The sequence below is a fragment of the Curtobacterium sp. DN_7.5 genome, assembly GCF_022655355.1.
In the GTDB taxonomy this organism is placed as follows: domain Bacteria; phylum Actinomycetota; class Actinomycetes; order Actinomycetales; family Microbacteriaceae; genus Curtobacterium; species Curtobacterium luteum.
Window position 1 is genome coordinate 762261 of the sequence record NZ_CP093378.1, and the last position, 16861, is coordinate 779121.

General features: G+C 72.9%; 12 protein-coding genes. 11 read left to right on the forward strand and 1 reads right to left on the reverse strand.

Going from position 1 to position 16861, the window contains the following annotated elements:
• The first annotated feature begins 57 nt into the window (after positions 1 to 57).
• The 11 genes from MON03_RS03660 to mfd all read left to right on the forward strand — a co-directional run bounded on the left by MON03_RS03660 (position 58) and on the right by mfd (position 15209).
• Positions 58 to 897, forward strand: a complete 840-nt coding sequence (locus MON03_RS03660; protein WP_242090589.1) for a sugar phosphate isomerase/epimerase family protein — start codon at positions 58 to 60, stop codon at positions 895 to 897.
• Positions 894 to 2087 carry a Gfo/Idh/MocA family oxidoreductase gene (locus MON03_RS03665; RefSeq protein WP_242090590.1) on the forward strand — a complete coding sequence of 398 codons (1194 nt, stop codon included), beginning with the start codon at positions 894 to 896 and terminating at the stop codon, positions 2085 to 2087. The genes MON03_RS03660 and MON03_RS03665 overlap by 4 nt, the downstream gene beginning before the upstream one ends.
• The gene (locus MON03_RS03670) at positions 2084 to 2971 is read left to right on the forward strand and encodes a sugar phosphate isomerase/epimerase family protein (protein WP_242090591.1); all 888 of its coding nucleotides are present in this window, start codon (positions 2084 to 2086) and stop codon (positions 2969 to 2971) included. Before MON03_RS03665 ends, MON03_RS03670 begins: the two co-directional genes overlap by 4 nt.
• The gene (locus MON03_RS03675; RefSeq protein WP_242090592.1) at positions 2968 to 4254 is read left to right on the forward strand and encodes a mannitol dehydrogenase family protein; all 1287 of its coding nucleotides are present in this window, start codon (positions 2968 to 2970) and stop codon (positions 4252 to 4254) included. The genes MON03_RS03670 and MON03_RS03675 overlap by 4 nt, the downstream gene beginning before the upstream one ends.
• Complete coding sequence (manD, locus tag MON03_RS03680; protein ID WP_242090595.1) at positions 4251 to 5603, forward strand: D-mannonate dehydratase ManD; 1353 nt, start codon at positions 4251 to 4253, stop codon at positions 5601 to 5603. The genes MON03_RS03675 and manD overlap by 4 nt, the downstream gene beginning before the upstream one ends.
• A gap of 31 nt (positions 5604 to 5634) precedes the next feature.
• Positions 5635 to 6624, forward strand: coding sequence for a hypothetical protein (locus tag MON03_RS03685; protein ID WP_242090596.1), 990 nt, complete (start codon positions 5635 to 5637; stop codon positions 6622 to 6624).
• A 275-nt stretch (positions 6625 to 6899) separates the two neighbouring features.
• Positions 6900 to 8297 carry an RbtT/DalT/CsbX family MFS transporter gene (locus MON03_RS03690; protein WP_242090598.1) on the forward strand — a complete coding sequence of 466 codons (1398 nt, stop codon included), beginning with the start codon at positions 6900 to 6902 and terminating at the stop codon, positions 8295 to 8297.
• Between the two features lie 276 nt (positions 8298 to 8573).
• Complete coding sequence (locus MON03_RS03695; protein ID WP_242090600.1) at positions 8574 to 9230, forward strand: 50S ribosomal protein L25/general stress protein Ctc; 657 nt, start codon at positions 8574 to 8576, stop codon at positions 9228 to 9230.
• 33 nt (positions 9231 to 9263) lie between these two features.
• On the forward strand, positions 9264 to 9848 hold the full coding sequence (gene pth / locus MON03_RS03700; RefSeq protein ID WP_022904812.1) for an aminoacyl-tRNA hydrolase: 585 nt from the start codon (positions 9264 to 9266) through the stop codon (positions 9846 to 9848).
• A 95-nt stretch (positions 9849 to 9943) separates the two neighbouring features.
• Positions 9944 to 11539, forward strand: a complete 1596-nt coding sequence (locus MON03_RS03705; RefSeq protein ID WP_242090602.1) for a hypothetical protein — start codon at positions 9944 to 9946, stop codon at positions 11537 to 11539.
• 61 nt (positions 11540 to 11600) lie between these two features.
• Positions 11601 to 15209 (forward strand): transcription-repair coupling factor, encoded by a 3609-nt coding sequence (gene mfd, locus MON03_RS03710; protein ID WP_242090604.1) that lies wholly within the window; start codon positions 11601 to 11603, stop codon positions 15207 to 15209.
• 357 nt (positions 15210 to 15566) lie between these two features.
• Here the strand turns inward: mfd and nhaA are convergent, their stop codons facing one another.
• Positions 15567 to 16745 carry a Na+/H+ antiporter NhaA gene (nhaA, locus tag MON03_RS03715; RefSeq protein ID WP_175328479.1) on the reverse strand — a complete coding sequence of 393 codons (1179 nt, stop codon included), beginning with the start codon at positions 16743 to 16745 and terminating at the stop codon, positions 15567 to 15569.
• Positions 16746 to 16861 lie beyond the last annotated feature (116 nt).

Below are 16861 nucleotides of genomic sequence, written 5' to 3' on the forward strand. Positions count from 1 at the left end.
GACGGGAGGCGCGGTGCGACCCCGCCACGCGCCTCCCGTCCGACAGGAAAGGACACCATGACCGACCAACCCACGTGGGAGCTCTCCGGCTTCGGCGACGAGATCGACGCCGACCCGGCGACCCAGGTCGCCGTGCTGCAGGCGCTCGGCGCCAGCGCCATCGAGGTGCGCAGCGCCTGGGGGGTGAACGTCGTCGACCTCGACGAGGACCAGCTCGCCGGTCTCCACCGGCTGTTCGAGGAGCGTGGGCAGACGGTGTCCGCCATCGCCTCGCCGATCGGCAAGGTCCCCGTCGACGAACCCGTCGAGCACGAGGTCGGTCGGCTCGGCCGGGCGATCGCCGCCGCGCACGCACTCGGCACGACGAACATCCGCATCTTCTCCTTCTACTTCGAGGGCCGCGCGCCGGAGGACGTCCGCGACGACGTCCTCGTCCGGATGCGCGCGCTCGCCGACCTCGCCGAACGCGAGGGCGTGACCCTCCTGCACGAGAACGAGAAGGACATCTACGGCGACGTCCCCGACCGGGTGCTCGACATCGTCGAGAGCGTCGGCTCGGGTGCCCTCCGCCTCGCCTGGGACAACGCGAACTACGTGCAGTGCGGCGTCAAGCCGTTCACCGACGGCTGGGAGCGACTCGCCCCCTACGTCGACTACCTGCAGGTCAAGGACGCGCTCGCCGCCGACGCGTCCGTGGTCCCCGCTGGGGAGGGCGACGGCGAACTGCTGCAGACCCTGACCGCGCTCCGCGACGCCGGGTACTCCGGCTACGCCTCGCTCGAGCCGCACCTCAGCGACTTCACCTCCCTCGGCGGGTTCTCCGGGCCCGCGGCCTTCGGTCGCGCCGGACGCGCCTTCCGCTCGCTCACCGACCAGATCGGAGTCACCCTGCGATGACCACCCCACTGAAGCTCGCCGTCGTCGGCGCCGGCGTCATCGGCCGCCACCACGCCCGCGTCGCCGTGCAGCACCCGGACCTCGAGGTCGTCGCCCTCGTCGACGCGATCCCCGCCGCCGCGACCGGAGCCGCCGACGAGCTCGAGGCGATGGGCGTCGCCCGTCCGATCACGACCGCCACCATCGAGGAGGCGATCGCCGGCACCGACATCGACCTCGTCGCGATCTGCTCACCCTCCGGCATGCACGTGCAGCTGGCGGAGGCGGCGCTCGCGGCCGGCAAGCACGTCGTCATCGAGAAGCCGCTCGACACCACCATGCCCCGTGCACGGCAGATCGCCGCGCTCGCCGCCGACGCCCGCTCGCGTGGACTGGTGACGAGCGTGATCAGCCAGCACCGCTTCGACCCGGCTTCGGTCGCCGTCGCGGGGGCAGCGCACGACGGCGGGTTCGGCACGGTGACTTCGGGGGTCGCCAGCGTCGCCTGGTACCGCTCGCAGGGCTACTACGACTCGGGCGACTGGCGCGGTACCTGGGAGCTCGACGGCGGCGGCGCGGTGATGAACCAGGGCGTGCACACGGTCGACCTGCTCGTGTGGGCGCTCGGCCGGCCGGAGGAGATCTCCGCGCAGACCGGGCTGCTCGCCCACGACCGGATCGAGGTCGAGGACACCGCGGTCGCCACGGTCCGGTTCCGGAACGGCGCCCTCGGCGTGATCCACTGCACGACCGCCGCCTACCCGGGCCTCTCCGCGCGGTACGCCGTCTACGGCACGCACGGTTCGGCGATCGTCGACGACGACCGGCTCGCCTACTTCCACATCGCGCCCGACACGGCGACGCTCGAGTCCGCCTCGACCACGGCGAACGCCGCCGCAGTGGCCGGCGCAGTCGACCAGAAGTCCGACGTCGTCCCGCCGGAGCACGTCGTGGGCGGCCCGACCGAGCCCGACCACTTCGCCGCCGGCCACGCCCGCCAGTACACGGACATCGTCGCCGCCGTCCGCGAGGGTCGGGAACCCGGCGTCACGGTCGACGCCGCCCTCGTGTCCCTCGCCACCGTCCGCGGGCTCTACGTCAGCGCGACGCTCGGCAAGCCGGTCCGGATCGACGACGTCATCGAGGGCGTCTACGACGACGTGGTGCCGGTCGTCGGCACCGCGATCCCCACCGAAGGAGCCACCCGATGAAGTTCTCCGTGTTCACCGCCTCCACGCCCGACTGGTCCCCGACCGAGGCGGCGCAGACCCTCGCCGAGCAGGGGTGGGACGGCATCGAGTGGCGCGTCGTCGACGACCGCCCGGCGGACGGCGCCGAGGTGCCGGCCGGCCGGTCGTTCTGGACCGGCAACCGGTCGACGTGGCAGTTCACCGGCATCCAGGACCAGGTCGGCGAGATCGCCCGGATCACCGACGCCGCGGGGCTCGAGTACTCCGGCGTCGGCGGCTACCAGCCGGTGTCCGACCGGGACGGCGTCGACACGATGCTCCGCGTGACCGCCGAGCTCGGCGCCCGCCAGGTCCGCGTCACCATGCCGCACTACCGGCAGGAGCGCGAGCGCACCGGCGCGACCTACCCGCAGCTGTTCGACCGGACCCGTGCCGACCTGGAGTGGGCGGCGGGCCGCGCGGCGGAACTCGGCGTCAAGGCACTCGTCGAGCTGCACCACATGACGATCACGCCGTCCGCGTCGGCCGCCCTCCGGCTCGTCGACGGGCTCGACCCAGAGCACGTCGGCGTCATCCACGACCTCGGCAACCTCGTCATCGAGGGGCAGGAGGACCACCTCGCCGCGTTCGAGCTCCTCGGCCCCTACCTCGCGCACGCCCACGTGAAGAACGCCCGCTGGGTCGACACCGGCGACACCCGGGCCGACGGGTCCGCGATCTGGCAGAACGAGTGGGCACCGCTGCGCGACGGCCAGGCGTCGGTGTCCGACTACCTCGACGCCCTCCGCCAGCACGGCTACGACGGCTGGGTGACCATCGAGGACTTCTCCACCGACCTGCCGCTCGCGGAGCGCACGGCCGACAACCTGGCGTACCTCCGGTCGCTCGTCCCGGTGGCGGCATGACCGACCGCCGCCCCGGCATCGTCCACCTCGGCATCGGTGCGTTCGCTCGCGCCCACCTCGCCTGGTACACCCAGCGCGCCGACGGGGACCGCTGGGGCATCACCGCGTTCACCGGGCGCTCGCCCGACGTCGCCGAGGCGCTCAGCGCGCAGGGCTGCCGCTACACGCTCGTGACCCGCGCCGCGGACGGCGACACCGCCGAGGTGATCGACACCGTCGTCGCGGCCCGCCCGGTCACCGACGACCCGGCCTGGAGGCGCGCGGTCGCGTCCGCCGACACGACCATCGTCACCCTGACGGTCACCGAGCAGGGGTACCGGACCGGCTCGGACGTCCCGGCCCGCCTGGTCGCGGGGCTCGACGCCCGGCGTGCCGCCGGCGCCGGTCGGATCGCGCTCGTGTCGCTCGACAACCTGACCCACAACGGCGACGTCCTGCGGTCGGCGGTGCTCGACGCCGTCGACGACGACGGCCTCCGCGACTGGATCGGGTCGAACGTCGCGTTCCCGAGTTCGATGGTCGACCGGATCACCCCCGCGACGACGGACGCCGACGTCACGTCGATCGCGGACCTGCCCGGGGCGCTCGACGGCGACCGGGTGCCCGTGGTCACCGAGCCGTTCGCCGAGTGGGTGCTCGAGGACCGCTTCGCCGCGATCGAGCGTCCCGCGTGGGAGACCGCAGGCGTCCGGCTCGTCGAGGACGTCACCCCGTACGAGCAGCGCAAGCTCTGGCTGCTCAACGGCTCGCACTCCCTCCTCGCGTACCTCGGGCTGCTCCTCGGGCACGAGACCGTCGCCGACGCCATGGACGACCCGCGCTGCCGCAGCGCCGTCGAGCAGCTCTGGGACGAGGCCGCCGCCGAACTGCCGCTCCCCGACGCCGAGGTGGCCGCCGCCCGACGCGCCCTCGTCGAGCGGTTCGCGAACCCGCGCATCCGGCACACCCTCCGGCAGATCGCGTCGGGTGGGTCCGAGAAGCTCCCGGTGCGGATCGTCGAGGTCCTGCGCCGCCGACTCGACCGCGACCCCGCCGCCGGCATCGGACCCGGGGCGGCGACCGCGCTCGCCGCGTGGTGGCTGCACGTGACCGAACAGTCCGAGCTCGTGAGCGACGCCGGAGCGCCCGGACCAGACTCGGACGTGCACGACGTCCTGCGGGTCGTCGCCCCGGATCTCGACACCACCCCCGTGGTCGCCGCCGTGACCGCAGCCGCCGACCGCATCCGCACCGAACGGCGGGGCACCGCCGCAGCCCGCACCGAAGAAGGAGCCCACGCATGACCGACACGACCACGAACCCCGCGGGCCCGGTGCCGGGGGCCACCGACTCCGGTGCTGCGACCGACCCGACGGCCGGCCGTCCGGACACCTGGGCGTCGACCGACCGCGGGCAGCTCGTCGACCGGGCCGAGGTCATCGTCACCAGCCCGGACCGGAACTTCGTGACGCTGAAGATCACCACGGTCGACGGTGTGACCGGGCTCGGCGACGCCACCCTCAACGGCCGGGAGCTCGCCGTCGCCGCGTACCTGTCCGAGCACGTCGTGCCGCTCCTCGTCGGGCGGGACGCGAGCCGCATCGAGGACGCCTGGCAGTTCCTCTACCGGTCGTCCTACTGGCGTCGGGGCCCGGTCACGATGGCCGCGATCGCCGCCGTCGACATGGCGCTCTGGGACATCAAGGCCAAGGTCGCGGGCATGCCGCTGTACCAGCTGCTCGGCGGCGCCTCGCGGACCGGGCTGATGGCGTACGGGCACGCATCGGGCAAGGAGCTGCCGGAGCTGTTCGACTCCATCCGCGAGCACCAGGCCGAGGGCTACCGCTCCATCCGCGTGCAGACGGGCGTCCCCGGGCTGGAGAGCATCTACGGCATCGCGTCGAACCGGACGACCGAGGGCAACGCGGGCGTCCGCTACGACTTCGAGCCAGCGCAGCGCGGGGCGTACCCGGCGATGGAGGACTGGGACACTCGCGCCTACCTGCGGCACGTGCCGACCGTGTTCGAGGCCGTGCGGAACGAGTTCGGTCCCGAGCTCCCGCTGCTGCACGACGGCCACCACCGGATGACCCCGCTGCAGGCCGCGAAGCTCGGCAAGTCGCTCGAGCCCTACGACCTCTTCTGGCTCGAGGACTGCACCCCGGCCGAGAACCAGGAGGCCCTGAAGCTCGTCCGCCAGCACACCACGACGCCGCTCGCGATCGGCGAGGTGTTCAACACGATCTGGGACTTCAAGGACATCATCCGCGACCAGCTGATCGACTACGTCCGCGGAGCGGTGACGCACATGGGCGGCGTCACACCCCTGCGGAAGACGATGGACTACGCGGCGATGTACCAGATCAAGTCCGGGTTCCACGGACCGACCGACATCTCACCCGTGGGCCTCGCGGCGCAGATGCACCTCGGCCTGGCGATCCACAACTTCGGCATCCAGGAGTACATGCAGCACGGGCCGAGGACGAACCAGGTGTTCCGGCAGACGTTCACCTTCACCGACGGCTACCTGCACCCGGGCGACGAACCCGGGCTGGGGGTCTTCCTCGACGTCGACGAGGCCGGCAAGTACCCGTACGAGCAGGCGTACCTGCCGTTCAACCGGCTCGCCGACGGCACCGTCCACGACTGGTGACCCACCAGCGGAGCGCGGGCATGCTGGGCTGATGGAGTTCAGCGAGGTCGCCGGGGAGCTGCTGCTCGCGGCCCCCGGCGACTTCGTGCGTGCCCGGACCGAGCGGCAGCGGGCGGTGCGGAAGGACGACCGGGCCCTCGCCACCCGGATCGGGTCGCTCCGGAAGCCGGCACCGGCCGCGTGGGTCGTGGACCTCCTCGCGCGGGACGGCGCGCTCGACGAGGCGATCGACCTCGGTCCCGCGCTCCGGCAGGCCCAGACCGACGCCGACCCGGACGAGATCGCGACGCTCCGGAAGCAGCGGGCCCGGCTCGTCCGCGGGCTGACGGACCGGGGAGCCGAGCTCGCCGTGGACGCGGGGCACGGGGTCACCCGTGCGGTGCTCGACCAGGTCGGGGCGACGATCGAGGCCGCGATGATGGACCCGCACGCCGCCGCGGCCGTGCGGTCCGGTCTGCTCGTCCGGCCGCTCGAGAGCGTCGGGTTCGACGGCGTCGACCTCGACGGAGCGCTCGCCGACCCGGACGCGGTGCCGGGTGCATGGTCCGGCTCCGACGCGCCCCCGATCCCGATCGACCACGCGAGGGGTCGTGGGCGGACGCGCCGTGGCGACCACCGAGCGGACGCGGGCGGTCCGTCGGGGTCGACCCGTGCCTCCAGGCCGTCAGCGCGCACGCCCGGGCCCGTCCCGCAGGCGGCACCGGACGACGCGGCACCGGTGCCCCACCGCGGGGCCGCGCGCCGTGCGGAGGCCGACGCGCGTCGCGCGTCGAGGGAAGCCGACGCCGCGCTCGACGCGGCCGAGGAGGCGCTCGACGGCGTGGACGCCCGACGGCAGGCGCTCGAGGAACGTCGCGCGGGACTCGCGGCCGAGCTGGAGCGGCTCGACCGGAACCTCGAGGACCTCGCGTCCGAGACGGAGCGGCTGCGCGACGCCCGGGACGACGCCGAGCGCGCGAGCGACCGAGCCCGAGCGGAGTTCGAGGCAGCACGGGGACACCGGAGCGGACGCCGCCGCTGACGCCCGGTGCGGCGAGATCGTCACGCAACAGTTGTCGTTCTTGACCACCGGCGTTGGAGCGGTCTAACCTCGGGGACCATGCTTCGGGCCGGCGATGGTCCGCCGGGCACCACCCCGCCAGCAACGGGGTGCCCCGGGCACAGGACTCGCATCATCGCCGACGTCCCGAGCGTCCGCCGCCGGCGGGCGGTCGGGTGGACGGTGCGCGGCGCACCCCGGAGACATGCCGCGATGCCGGGTCGAGCACTCCGGGGGCCCTCCAGGAGAGACGACACATGTCGGAACCCCGCACCACCCAGACCAGCACCCTCACCCCGCCGAACGGCGTCCCCGCACCGGGAACCGACCTGACGGCTCCACCGCCCGTCCGCGAGCGGGTCGGGCTCCTCGCCCGACTCGGCATCCCGCACTCCCTGCGCTGGGGCTTCCTCGGTGTGCTCGTCTTCATGACCGGCGACGGCATCGAGTCGAACTTCATCGCCCCGCACATCGCCGGCGTGCTCGGCAGCGGCGGGACCGACAGCGCCGCGATGATCATCGGCATCTACGGTGTCGCGGTCCTCGTCGCGTCGTACTTCGCGGGCGTCCTCTCGGACCTGTGGGGGCCGCGGCGCGTGATGACCGTCGGCGCGGTGCTCTGGGTGGTGTTCCAGGTCGCGTTCCTCGCGGCGCTGCCCACCGCCTCGGTCGGGCTCATCGCGCTGACGTACTTCCTGCGCGGCCTCGGCTTCCCGCTCTTCGCGTTCTCGTTCCTGTGCTGGATCAACCACACCGTCGCCCGCGAGCGGAACGCCACCGCCGTCGGCTGGTTCTACGTGGTCTTCACCGGCGGGCTGCCGACCCTCGGTTCGCTCATCGCGATCGGCACGATCCCGGCGCTCGGCGGCGGATCGCTCGGCGAGACGTGGTCGATGGCCCTGTCGCTCGTGTTCGTCGTCGTCGGGTGGGTGATCGTCCGCTCCGGCGTGCGCGAGCCGACCGGCCTCGGCCGCATCGCCCCGCGCGAGCAGTCCGCCGCGCGGGTGCTCGCTTCCGGCATCGAGGTCTGCGTGCGGCGCCCGAAGGTGCTCCTCGCCGTCCTCATCCGCCTCGTGAACACCGCGCCGGAGTTCGGCATGTTCGTCATCATGCCGGCGGTCATCGGGACCGAACTCGGCTGGGGGCAGGCGAAGTGGCTGACGATGACGGTGATCGTCTACGCCGGCAACATCCTGTTCAACGCCTTCTTCGGCGCGCTCGGCGACCGGATCGGGTGGATCCGCACCGTGAAGTGGTTCGGCATAGCGGCGTCCGCGGTCGGCCTCCTCGCCTGGTGGTACGTCCCGCACCTCGTGCCCGCCGGCTCCGAGTGGGGTTTCTGGCTCGCGACCGCCGCCGGCACCGTCTTCGGCATCATGCTCGCCGGGTTCACGCCGATGGGTGCCATCGTGCCCGCGTTCGCCGGTGCGGAGCGCCGCGGTGCGGCCATGGCGATGTACGCCACGGCAGCCGGTGGCGCGACGTTCCTCGGGAACGCCGTCGTCGGCCTCGTGCTGCCGTGGGGCGGGGGCAGCGGCGTCGTCTGGACGTTCGTCGCGCTCTACGCGCTCGCGTTCGTGGTGCTGTGGTTCCTCAGGGTGCCGGAGGAGGCCGCGTCCGGGCACGAGCCGGAGCCCGCTGCGGTCCGGCGGTAGCCCGGACCACGTCGACGGCCTGGAGGCGCGGTGCGGGCCCGCACCGCGCCTCCAGGCCGTCTGCGGGAACGCCCAGGGCGGCCGACACGCCCGACCGGGGCTGCTAGACTCGGTGACTGACTTCGGCGAGGGCCGCGCATGCGCGGCCGTGATCGACGCGGTGGGAGACCCGGCCCAGTCCTGGGAGCGTTCCTCACGCGTGCACGCGTTCGAGTTGCAACACCACAGACCCCCGATGCCGGCACCCCGGCGTCGACCACGACACCAGGAGGCACCATGGCCGACAACACGAAGCTCGCAGCGGAGATCCGCACCAAGTTCGGCAAGGGTGCGGCGCGCAAGATCCGTGCGAACGACAAGATCCCCGCGGTCGTCTACGGTCACGGCACCGAGCCGCAGCACATCACCCTCCCGGGCCACGAGACGATGCTCATCGTCCGCCAGGCGAACGCGATCATCGACCTCGACATCGAGGGCACCGCGCAGCTCGCCCTCGTGAAGGAGGTCCAGCGCGACCCGGTGCGCCAGGTCATCGAGCACATCGACCTCGTCGTCGTGCGCCGTGGCGAGAAGGTCACGGTCGACGTCCCGGTCGTCGTCGAGGGCGAGTCCTTCTCCGGCACCATCCACGTCCAGGACCTCTCCTCGGTCTCGCTCCTCGTCGAGGCGACGAAGATCCCCGAGCACGTCGTGGTGGACGTCGAGGGTCTCGAGGACGGCAAGCAGATCCTCGCTTCCGAGCTCGAACTCCCGTCGGGCGCCGAGCTCGAGACCGACCCCGAGGCGCTCGTCGTCCAGATCGTCACCCCGCGTGCGACCGCCGACGACATCGCGGCCGACGAGGAAGCGGCTGAGGCCGGCGCCGAGGCCGGCGCCGAGGGTGAGGCTGCTGCCTCCTCCGACGACGACGAGTCCGCGTCGGACTCCGAGTAACACCCCTCGATCGCGGACCACTGGCCGACGCTGATGGCTGACAACGTGTTCGTCGTGGTCGGGCTCGGGAACCCCGGGCCCGGCTACGCGGGCAACCGCCACAACGTCGGCCAGATGGTCCTCGACGAACTCGCCGCCCGGATGGGCGCGACGTTCAGGAAGCACAAGACGCCGAACCAGGTCGCCGAAGGGCGTCCGGTGCCCGGCGGACCGAAGCTGGTGCTCGCGAAGCCCGCCTCGTTCATGAACACCTCCGGAGGGCCGGTCTCGTCGGTCCTCGGGTTCTACGGCCTCGACGCCCGGTCGCTCATCGTGGTGCACGACGAGCTCGACCTGCCGTTCGACACCGTCAAGCTCAAGGGCAACGGCGGACATGGCGGGCACAACGGCCTTCGCGACATCATCAAGGCGACCGGCACCAACGAGTTCGCCCGCGTGCGGATCGGCATCGGCCGTCCCCCCGGCCGGCAGGACCCCGCCGACTACGTGCTGCGCGACTTCTCGCCCACGGAGCGCAAGGTCCTGGCGAACCTCGTCGCCGACGGCGCGGACGCGGTCGAGGCGATCACCGACCTCGGTCTCCTCGCAGCGCAGCAGCGCATCCACGCGCCCTCCTGACACCACGGTCCCCGAACTGGGGGACCGCCGCGTCCCCCTCGATGGGTAGGTTCTGGCCGGGGGAGCTCGACCCCCGCTGACCGAGGGGGTCCTCCGTGGTGCTGCACCGTGCCCGACCGTCCGCCGGCCGGACCGCCATCGCGGTCGCCGTGCTCGCGACCGCGGTGACCGCGGTCCTGGGCCTCGTCGTCGTCGCGGCCGGACCCGCCACGGCGACGCCCGCGACCTGGATCCCGGACCGCGTGACGACCGACGCCCCCGGGGCGGCGACGTCGTTCGCAGCACCGAACGATGTCCGGTACACGACGTCGGGCGCGCTGCTGCTCGCCGACTTCGCCGCGAACGGCGTTGTCCGACGGGATCCCGACGGCACCTGGTCGGTCGTCGCACCGCTCGGCACCGACGACCGGTCGATGTGGAACCCCTCCGCGCTGACCGAGGCCGCCGACGGGCACCTGCTCGTCGCCGAGGCAGGCCGGCGGACCGTGGCGGAGCTCGACGGCCACGACGTGCTCCGCCGGTTCCCCGCGCCGAGCCGCCGGGCCGTGTCCGAGCTCGCGACGACCGGCGACGTCCTGTTCGCCGCCGTCCCGGGCAGCGGGGCGCTCTGGACGACCGGGACCGGCGCCGACGCGGGGACCTGGACCGCCGTCGACGGCCCGTGGACGGATCCCGCGGGCGTCGCGGTGTCGTCGGACGGTTCGACGCTCACGGTGGCGGACCAGGCGACCGACACGGTGTGGCAGGAGGACCTGGCGACGGGGGCGGTCACGTCGCTCGGGAGCCCGGGCGACGACCCGGGAGCGGTGCGCCTCCGCGGCGTCGCGGTGCTCGACGACGGGTCGGTCGCCGTGGTCGACAACGGCGGCGGCCGGGTGTTCGTGCGGCAGGACGGCGTCTGGACGGTGGCGTTCTCGGGCGCACCGGACGGATCGTCCCTGGCGAACCCGACGGCGGTCGCCGCGGGACCGGAGGGACGGCTCGCGGTGGCGGACTACAACCGGCAGCGGGTCGTGGAGGCTGCGCGGGTCGGGGGCGGCGCGGTCTCGTCGCCGACCGCGGCGCCGACCGGGGCTCCGACGGCGACGGGCACGGAGACCCCGAGTCCGACGCCGACCGACGTGGCGACGTCCGAACCCGTCCCGGTGACGCCGACGCCCGAGCCCGTCCCGGTGACGCCGACGCCCGAGCCCGTCCCGGTGACGCCGACGCCGGAGCCCGACCCGGTGACGCCGGCCCCGACGCCGACGCCGACCGCAACCTCCTCCCCGGCACCGCTGCCCGCGCCGACGCCGACGCCGAGCGATGTGGCGACGCCGACGCCGACCGCGACCTCCTCCCCGGCACCGCTGCCCGCCACGCCGAGCCCCGGCACCCCGACCGGCCCCCGAGACCCGGCCGCCCGACCGCCCGCACTGCACGGGGGCACCGACGCCGCACCCGGCGGCCACAGAGACGCCAGCAGCGGGGCGGTCGCAGCCCTCCCGAGCACCCCGGGCGACCACGGCGACGCAGCCGCCCGGGACGTCTCGCACCGCGCCGTCCTCGCGGCCACCGGCGCCGGCCCGCTCGCCCTCCCCGCACTCGGCGCCGTCGCCGCCGTCCTGGCCGGAGTCGTTCTCCACCTGCATCGGCGGCACCGCTCCGTGCACCGGTCCCGCGGACACGCACGGCCCGGCCGGCGGCCCTGACCCTGTTCGCCCGTCGCGCACGCCCGCCCGGCTGTCGGAGGCCCCCGGTACCATGTCCTGAGTGACGATCTCGGGCATCATCCCTGCGCTCTCGCGCGCCTCCGCGTTCGATCGCGCGCTCCGCGCCGCACCTCGTGACGCCGACTTCTCGGTGGTCGACGGCCTGCGCGTGCCCCTGCTCGCCGCGCTCCTCGCCGAGCGGAACGGGCCGCAGTGCGTGTTCGTCATCACCGCCACCGGGCGCGAAGCCGAGGCCGTTCGTGACGCCGTCGGCAGCTACGTCCCCGACGCCGACGTGCTCGAGTTCCCCGCGTGGGAGACCCTGCCGCACGAGCGCCTCAGCCCGAGCGCGCAGACGGTGGGCACGAGGATCGCCACGCTCCGGAAGCTCGCAGGTTGGCAGGACGCCGTGCCGGGCGACCGCCGCACGACCGTGGTCGTCGCGAGCGTCCGCGCGGCGCTGCAGCCCATCGCGGGCAACCTCACCACGCTCGCACCCGTGGTCCTCCGCACCGACTCGCGCGGCAACGACCTCGGGGCGATCGCCGCCCAGCTGGTCGACCTCGCGTACGCCCGGGTCGACCTCGTCACCCGCCGCGGCGAGTTCGCCGTGCGCGGTGGCATCCTCGACGTCTTCCCGCCCACGGCCGACCACCCGGTGCGCGTCGACTTCTTCGGTGACGAGATCGAGGCCATCAAGGCCTTCTCCGTCGCCGACCAGCGCACGACGGACGACGACCTCGGGCAGGTCGAACTCACCGCATCGCGCGAGCTCCTGCTCTCCGACGACGTCCGGCAACGGGCGCGCGAGATGCTGCACGAGTTCCCGAACCTGTCGCAGATGCTCGCGAAGATCGCCGAGGGCATCCCGGTCGAGGGCATGGAGTCCCTCGCTCCCGCGCTCGTGCAGGACCTCGTGCCGGTCACGCACTACCTGCCGGAGGACGCCACCATCGCGGTGTTCTCGCCCGAGCGGGTCAGCGGCCGTGCGCACAGCCTCGCGGAGACCAACACGGAGTTCCTCCAGGCCGCCTGGAGCGCTGCCGTCGCCGGTGCCCAGGCGCCGATCGACCTCGACGCCGGCAACTTCCTCACCGTGCAGCAGCTCAAGAACGCCCGCGGGCAGCGCACCTGGTGGACGGTCTCGCCGTTCGACTCCGGCCTCGACGAGGGCGACCGCGACCGCGTCCTCACCGACGCCGAAGCGGCAGCCGAGGCCGGCGAGTACATCCGGGTCCGCGCCGAGGCGATCCCGGCGTTCGCGGGCAGCGCCGACGGTGCGATCGCGCACGTCAAGCAGCTGACCGACGACGGGTGGGCCGTCGTGGTGACCGCCCAGGGCAAGGGACTGGTCGAACGAGCGGTGCAGGTCCTCGCCGACGCCGGGGTCGCCGCCCGTGCCGAAGCCCTCACCGCGCCTCCCGAGCCGGGCGTCGCCATCGTGACCACCGCGACCGTCGAGCACGGTTTCGCCACCCCGGACCCGCGCATCGCGGTCCTCAGCGAGGCCGAGTTCTACGGCCGCAGTGTGCAGCAGGGCGCCCGCACGGTGAAGAAGCTCGCGGGGCGGCGCAAGAACGTCGTCGACCCGCTGCAGCTCAAGCCCGGCGACGTCGTCGTGCACGCCACGCACGGCATCGGCAAGTTCGTCGAGCTCGTCTCGCGCGAGGTGTCGAGCGGGGGCCGCAACGCCGTGAAGACGCAGCGCGAGTACCTCGTCCTCGAGTACGCGCCCTCGAAGCGCGGTTACCCGGGTGACAAGCTCTTCGTCCCGACCGACCAGCTCGACCAGCTCTCCCGGTACGTCGGCGGCGAGAGCCCGACCCTGTCGAAGATGGGCGGCTCGGACTGGGCCGCTGCGAAGTCGAAGGCCCGGAAGGCCGTCCGCGACATCGCCGTCGACCTCGTCAAGCTGTACTCGGCGCGCATGGCGTCCAAGGGGCACGCGTTCGGCCCGGACACCCCGTGGCAGCGCGAGCTCGAGGAAGCGTTCCCGTTCGCCGAGACCGCCGACCAGCTGACGACGATCGACGAGATCAAGCGCGACATGGAGCGTCCGATCCCCATGGACCGGCTGCTCTCCGGCGACGTCGGCTACGGCAAGACCGAGGTCGCGATCCGTGCTGCGTTCAAGGCCGTGCAGGACGGCAAGCAGGTCGCCGTGCTCGTGCCGACGACGCTCCTCGTCCGGCAGCACATGGAGACCTTCCAGGAACGCTTCGCCGGCTTCCCCGTGCACCTCCGCGCGCTCAGCCGGTTCCAGACGGAGAAGGAGTCGAAGGAGACGATCGCGGGCCTCGCGGACGGCACCGTCGACATCGTCATCGGCACGCACCGGATCCTGTCGCAGAACGTCCAGTTCAAGGACGTCGGGCTCGTCATCATCGACGAGGAGCAGCGCTTCGGCGTCGAGCACAAGGACCAGCTCAAGAAGCTCAAGACCAACGTGGACGTCCTGGCGATGTCCGCGACCCCGATCCCGCGCTCGCTCGAGATGGCGGTCACCGGCATCCGCGAGATGAGCACGCTCGCGACCCCGCCGGAGGACCGCCACCCGATCCTGACCTTCGTCGGCCCGCAGTCCGACCTGCAGGTCGCGGCCGCCATCCGCCGTGAGCTCCTCCGCGAAGGGCAGGTGTTCTACGTGCACAACCGCGTGAAGGACATCCAGTCGGTCGCGGCGCACCTCGCCGAGATCGTCCCGGACGCCCGCATCGCCGTCGCGCACGGGCAGATGTCGGAGAGCACCCTCGAGCAGGTGATGGTCGACTTCTGGGAGCGCCGGTTCGACGTCCTGGTGTCCACCACGATCGTCGAGACCGGCCTCGACATCGCGAACGCGAACACGCTCATCATCGACAAGGCCGACAAGTACGGGCTGTCGCAGCTGCACCAGCTGCGTGGTCGTGTCGGCCGCGGCCGGGAGCGCGGGTACGCCTACTTCCTCTACGACGCCGACAAGCCGCTGTCCGAGACCGCGCAGGACCGCCTCGAGACGATCGCGGCGAACAACGAGCTCGGCGCGGGCATGCAGGTCGCGATGAAGGACCTCGAGATCCGCGGAGCCGGCAACCTGCTCGGCGGCGAGCAGTCCGGGCACATCGCGGGGGTCGGTTTCGACCTCTACCTCCGCATGATCGGCGAGGCCGTCTCGCAGTTCCGCGGCGACGTCGCCGAGGGGCAGACCGAGCTCCGCCTCGAGATCCCGGTCGACGCGCACATCCCCGAGGACTACGTCGAGTCCGAGCGGCTCCGACTCGAGGCGTACCAGAAGCTCTCGGCGGCTTCGGCCCCGGCCGCGCAGCCCGAGGCGATCGACATGGTGCTCGACGAACTCACCGACCGCTACGGGCAGCCGCCGCAGGCCGTCCTCACGCTGGTCGAGGTCTCGCGGCTCCGGCGCATGGCGCAGCAGGTCGGGCTGTCCGACGTGGTCGTGATGGGGTCGAACCTCCGTGTCGCGGGCAAGGAGCTCGCGGACTCGGCACAGGTGCGGCTGAAGCGCATGTTCCCGGGTGCCCGGTGGTTCCCGCAGCAGAACGCGACGAGCATCCCGATGCCGCGGCCGCACGGCGAGGCCCTGCCCGACGGCGCGCTCATCGACTGGGTCGAGAGCATCCTCACCGCCGTGTACGGGGCGTCGAAGGCGCCGGCCGAGACGGCCGCGTAGCGCGCGCAGACCGACGGGAGGCCCGTGGCGGACTCGCCACGGGCCTCCCGTCCGGCGGTCCACCGCACGTCGGCCGGCCGGCCGGTCTGTCGGTCGGGAGGCGCGGGGCGGGCTCGCACCGTGCCTCCCGTCCGGCGGTTCACCGCTGCGGGACGACGCCGCCGTCGTCGCCCGACGACGGCGCTGTCGCTCGTTGCGCGGGGTGACGTCCCGCGTGCGCACGGGACGACGCTGCCGCTGTCGCACGACAGCGGTGGCGTCGTCCGACAGCGACAGCGGTGACGTCGTCCGACAGCGACAGCGACAGCGGCAGGGCAGCGTGCCGCGTCCCCGGGACGACGCTGCCGGCGCGGCCGACTACTCGGTCGACTCGGCCTCGGAGAGCTCGCGCCGACCCCGGTACCGCCGTGCTCGCAGCGAGACGACCACGGCGGAGGCGACCATCGCGATGCCCGAGCCGACGAGGACGGCGAGCACGCCCTCGTCGAGGATCTCCTCGTTGCGGGCGAACGCCAGCTCGTTCATGAGGAGCGAGACCGTGAAGCCGATGCCGCCGAGCACACTGACGGTCATGATCGAGCCGAAGGACAGGGTCGTGCGGCCGGGTGCCCGGAAGATGCGCGTCGCGACCGAGCCGAAGAGGGTGATCCCGATGACCTTGCCGACCGGCAGCGCGAGCACCACCGCCCAGAAGGTCGGCGACAGCTCCCCGAGTCCCACGTCCGGGACCACGACCGCAGCCGAGGCGAAGGCGAACAGGGGCAGCACGAGTCCGTTCGAGAAGGGCTCGACGCGCTCGTACACCGTGTGTCCGGAGGGGCGGGGGAGCAGGAGCCCGAGCGCCACGCCCGCGATCGTCGCGTGCACGCCGGAGTGGTACACGAGCCACCACGCGAGGACACCGAGCACGACCAGTGCCGCGATGAGCAGCCCACGACCGCGCTCGACGCGCTGGAGTCGGCGTCCCAGGAGCCAGAACGCCGCGAGCACCACCACCGCGCCGGCGAGGGCGAGGAAGTCGGTGTCGTGCGCGAACACGACCGCGATGATGACGATCGCGATGAGGTCGTCGAGGACCGCGAGCGCCAGCAGGAACACCCGCACCGCCGAGGGCAGTCCGCGCCCGAACACCGCCAGCACGCCGAGCGCGAAGGCGATGTCGGTCGCGGTGGGGATCGGCCAGCCGTGGCCGTACTGGGTCCCGGTGGTGACAGCGAGGTAGACGCCGGCCGGGACGACCACGCCACCGACAGCCGCGATCGCCGGGATCACCGCGGTCTTCGGGTTCGACAGCTCACCCGCGACCAGCTCCTGCTTGAGCTCGATCGCGATGAGGAGGAAGAACACGGCGAGCAGGCCGTCGCTGATCCAGTGCGACACCGAGAGGTCGAGACCGATCGCGCCCCACGGGGAGTGGGCGTCGAGCACGCGTTCGAGCCCGGGGCCGAGCGGGGAGTTCGCGACGGCGAGGCCGAGGACGGCCGCGACGAGCAGGGCGACGGCGCTGAAGCGCGGGGAACGGAGGAGGGACGACATGGAGCTCCGGTTCGATGGGTCGGGGAACGGTCCGTCGACCAGACTTCCCGACACGCCACATCCAGTGTACCGGACGCCCCTGACACCGATCCCCGGCCGGTGCGCTCGTGCGAGCA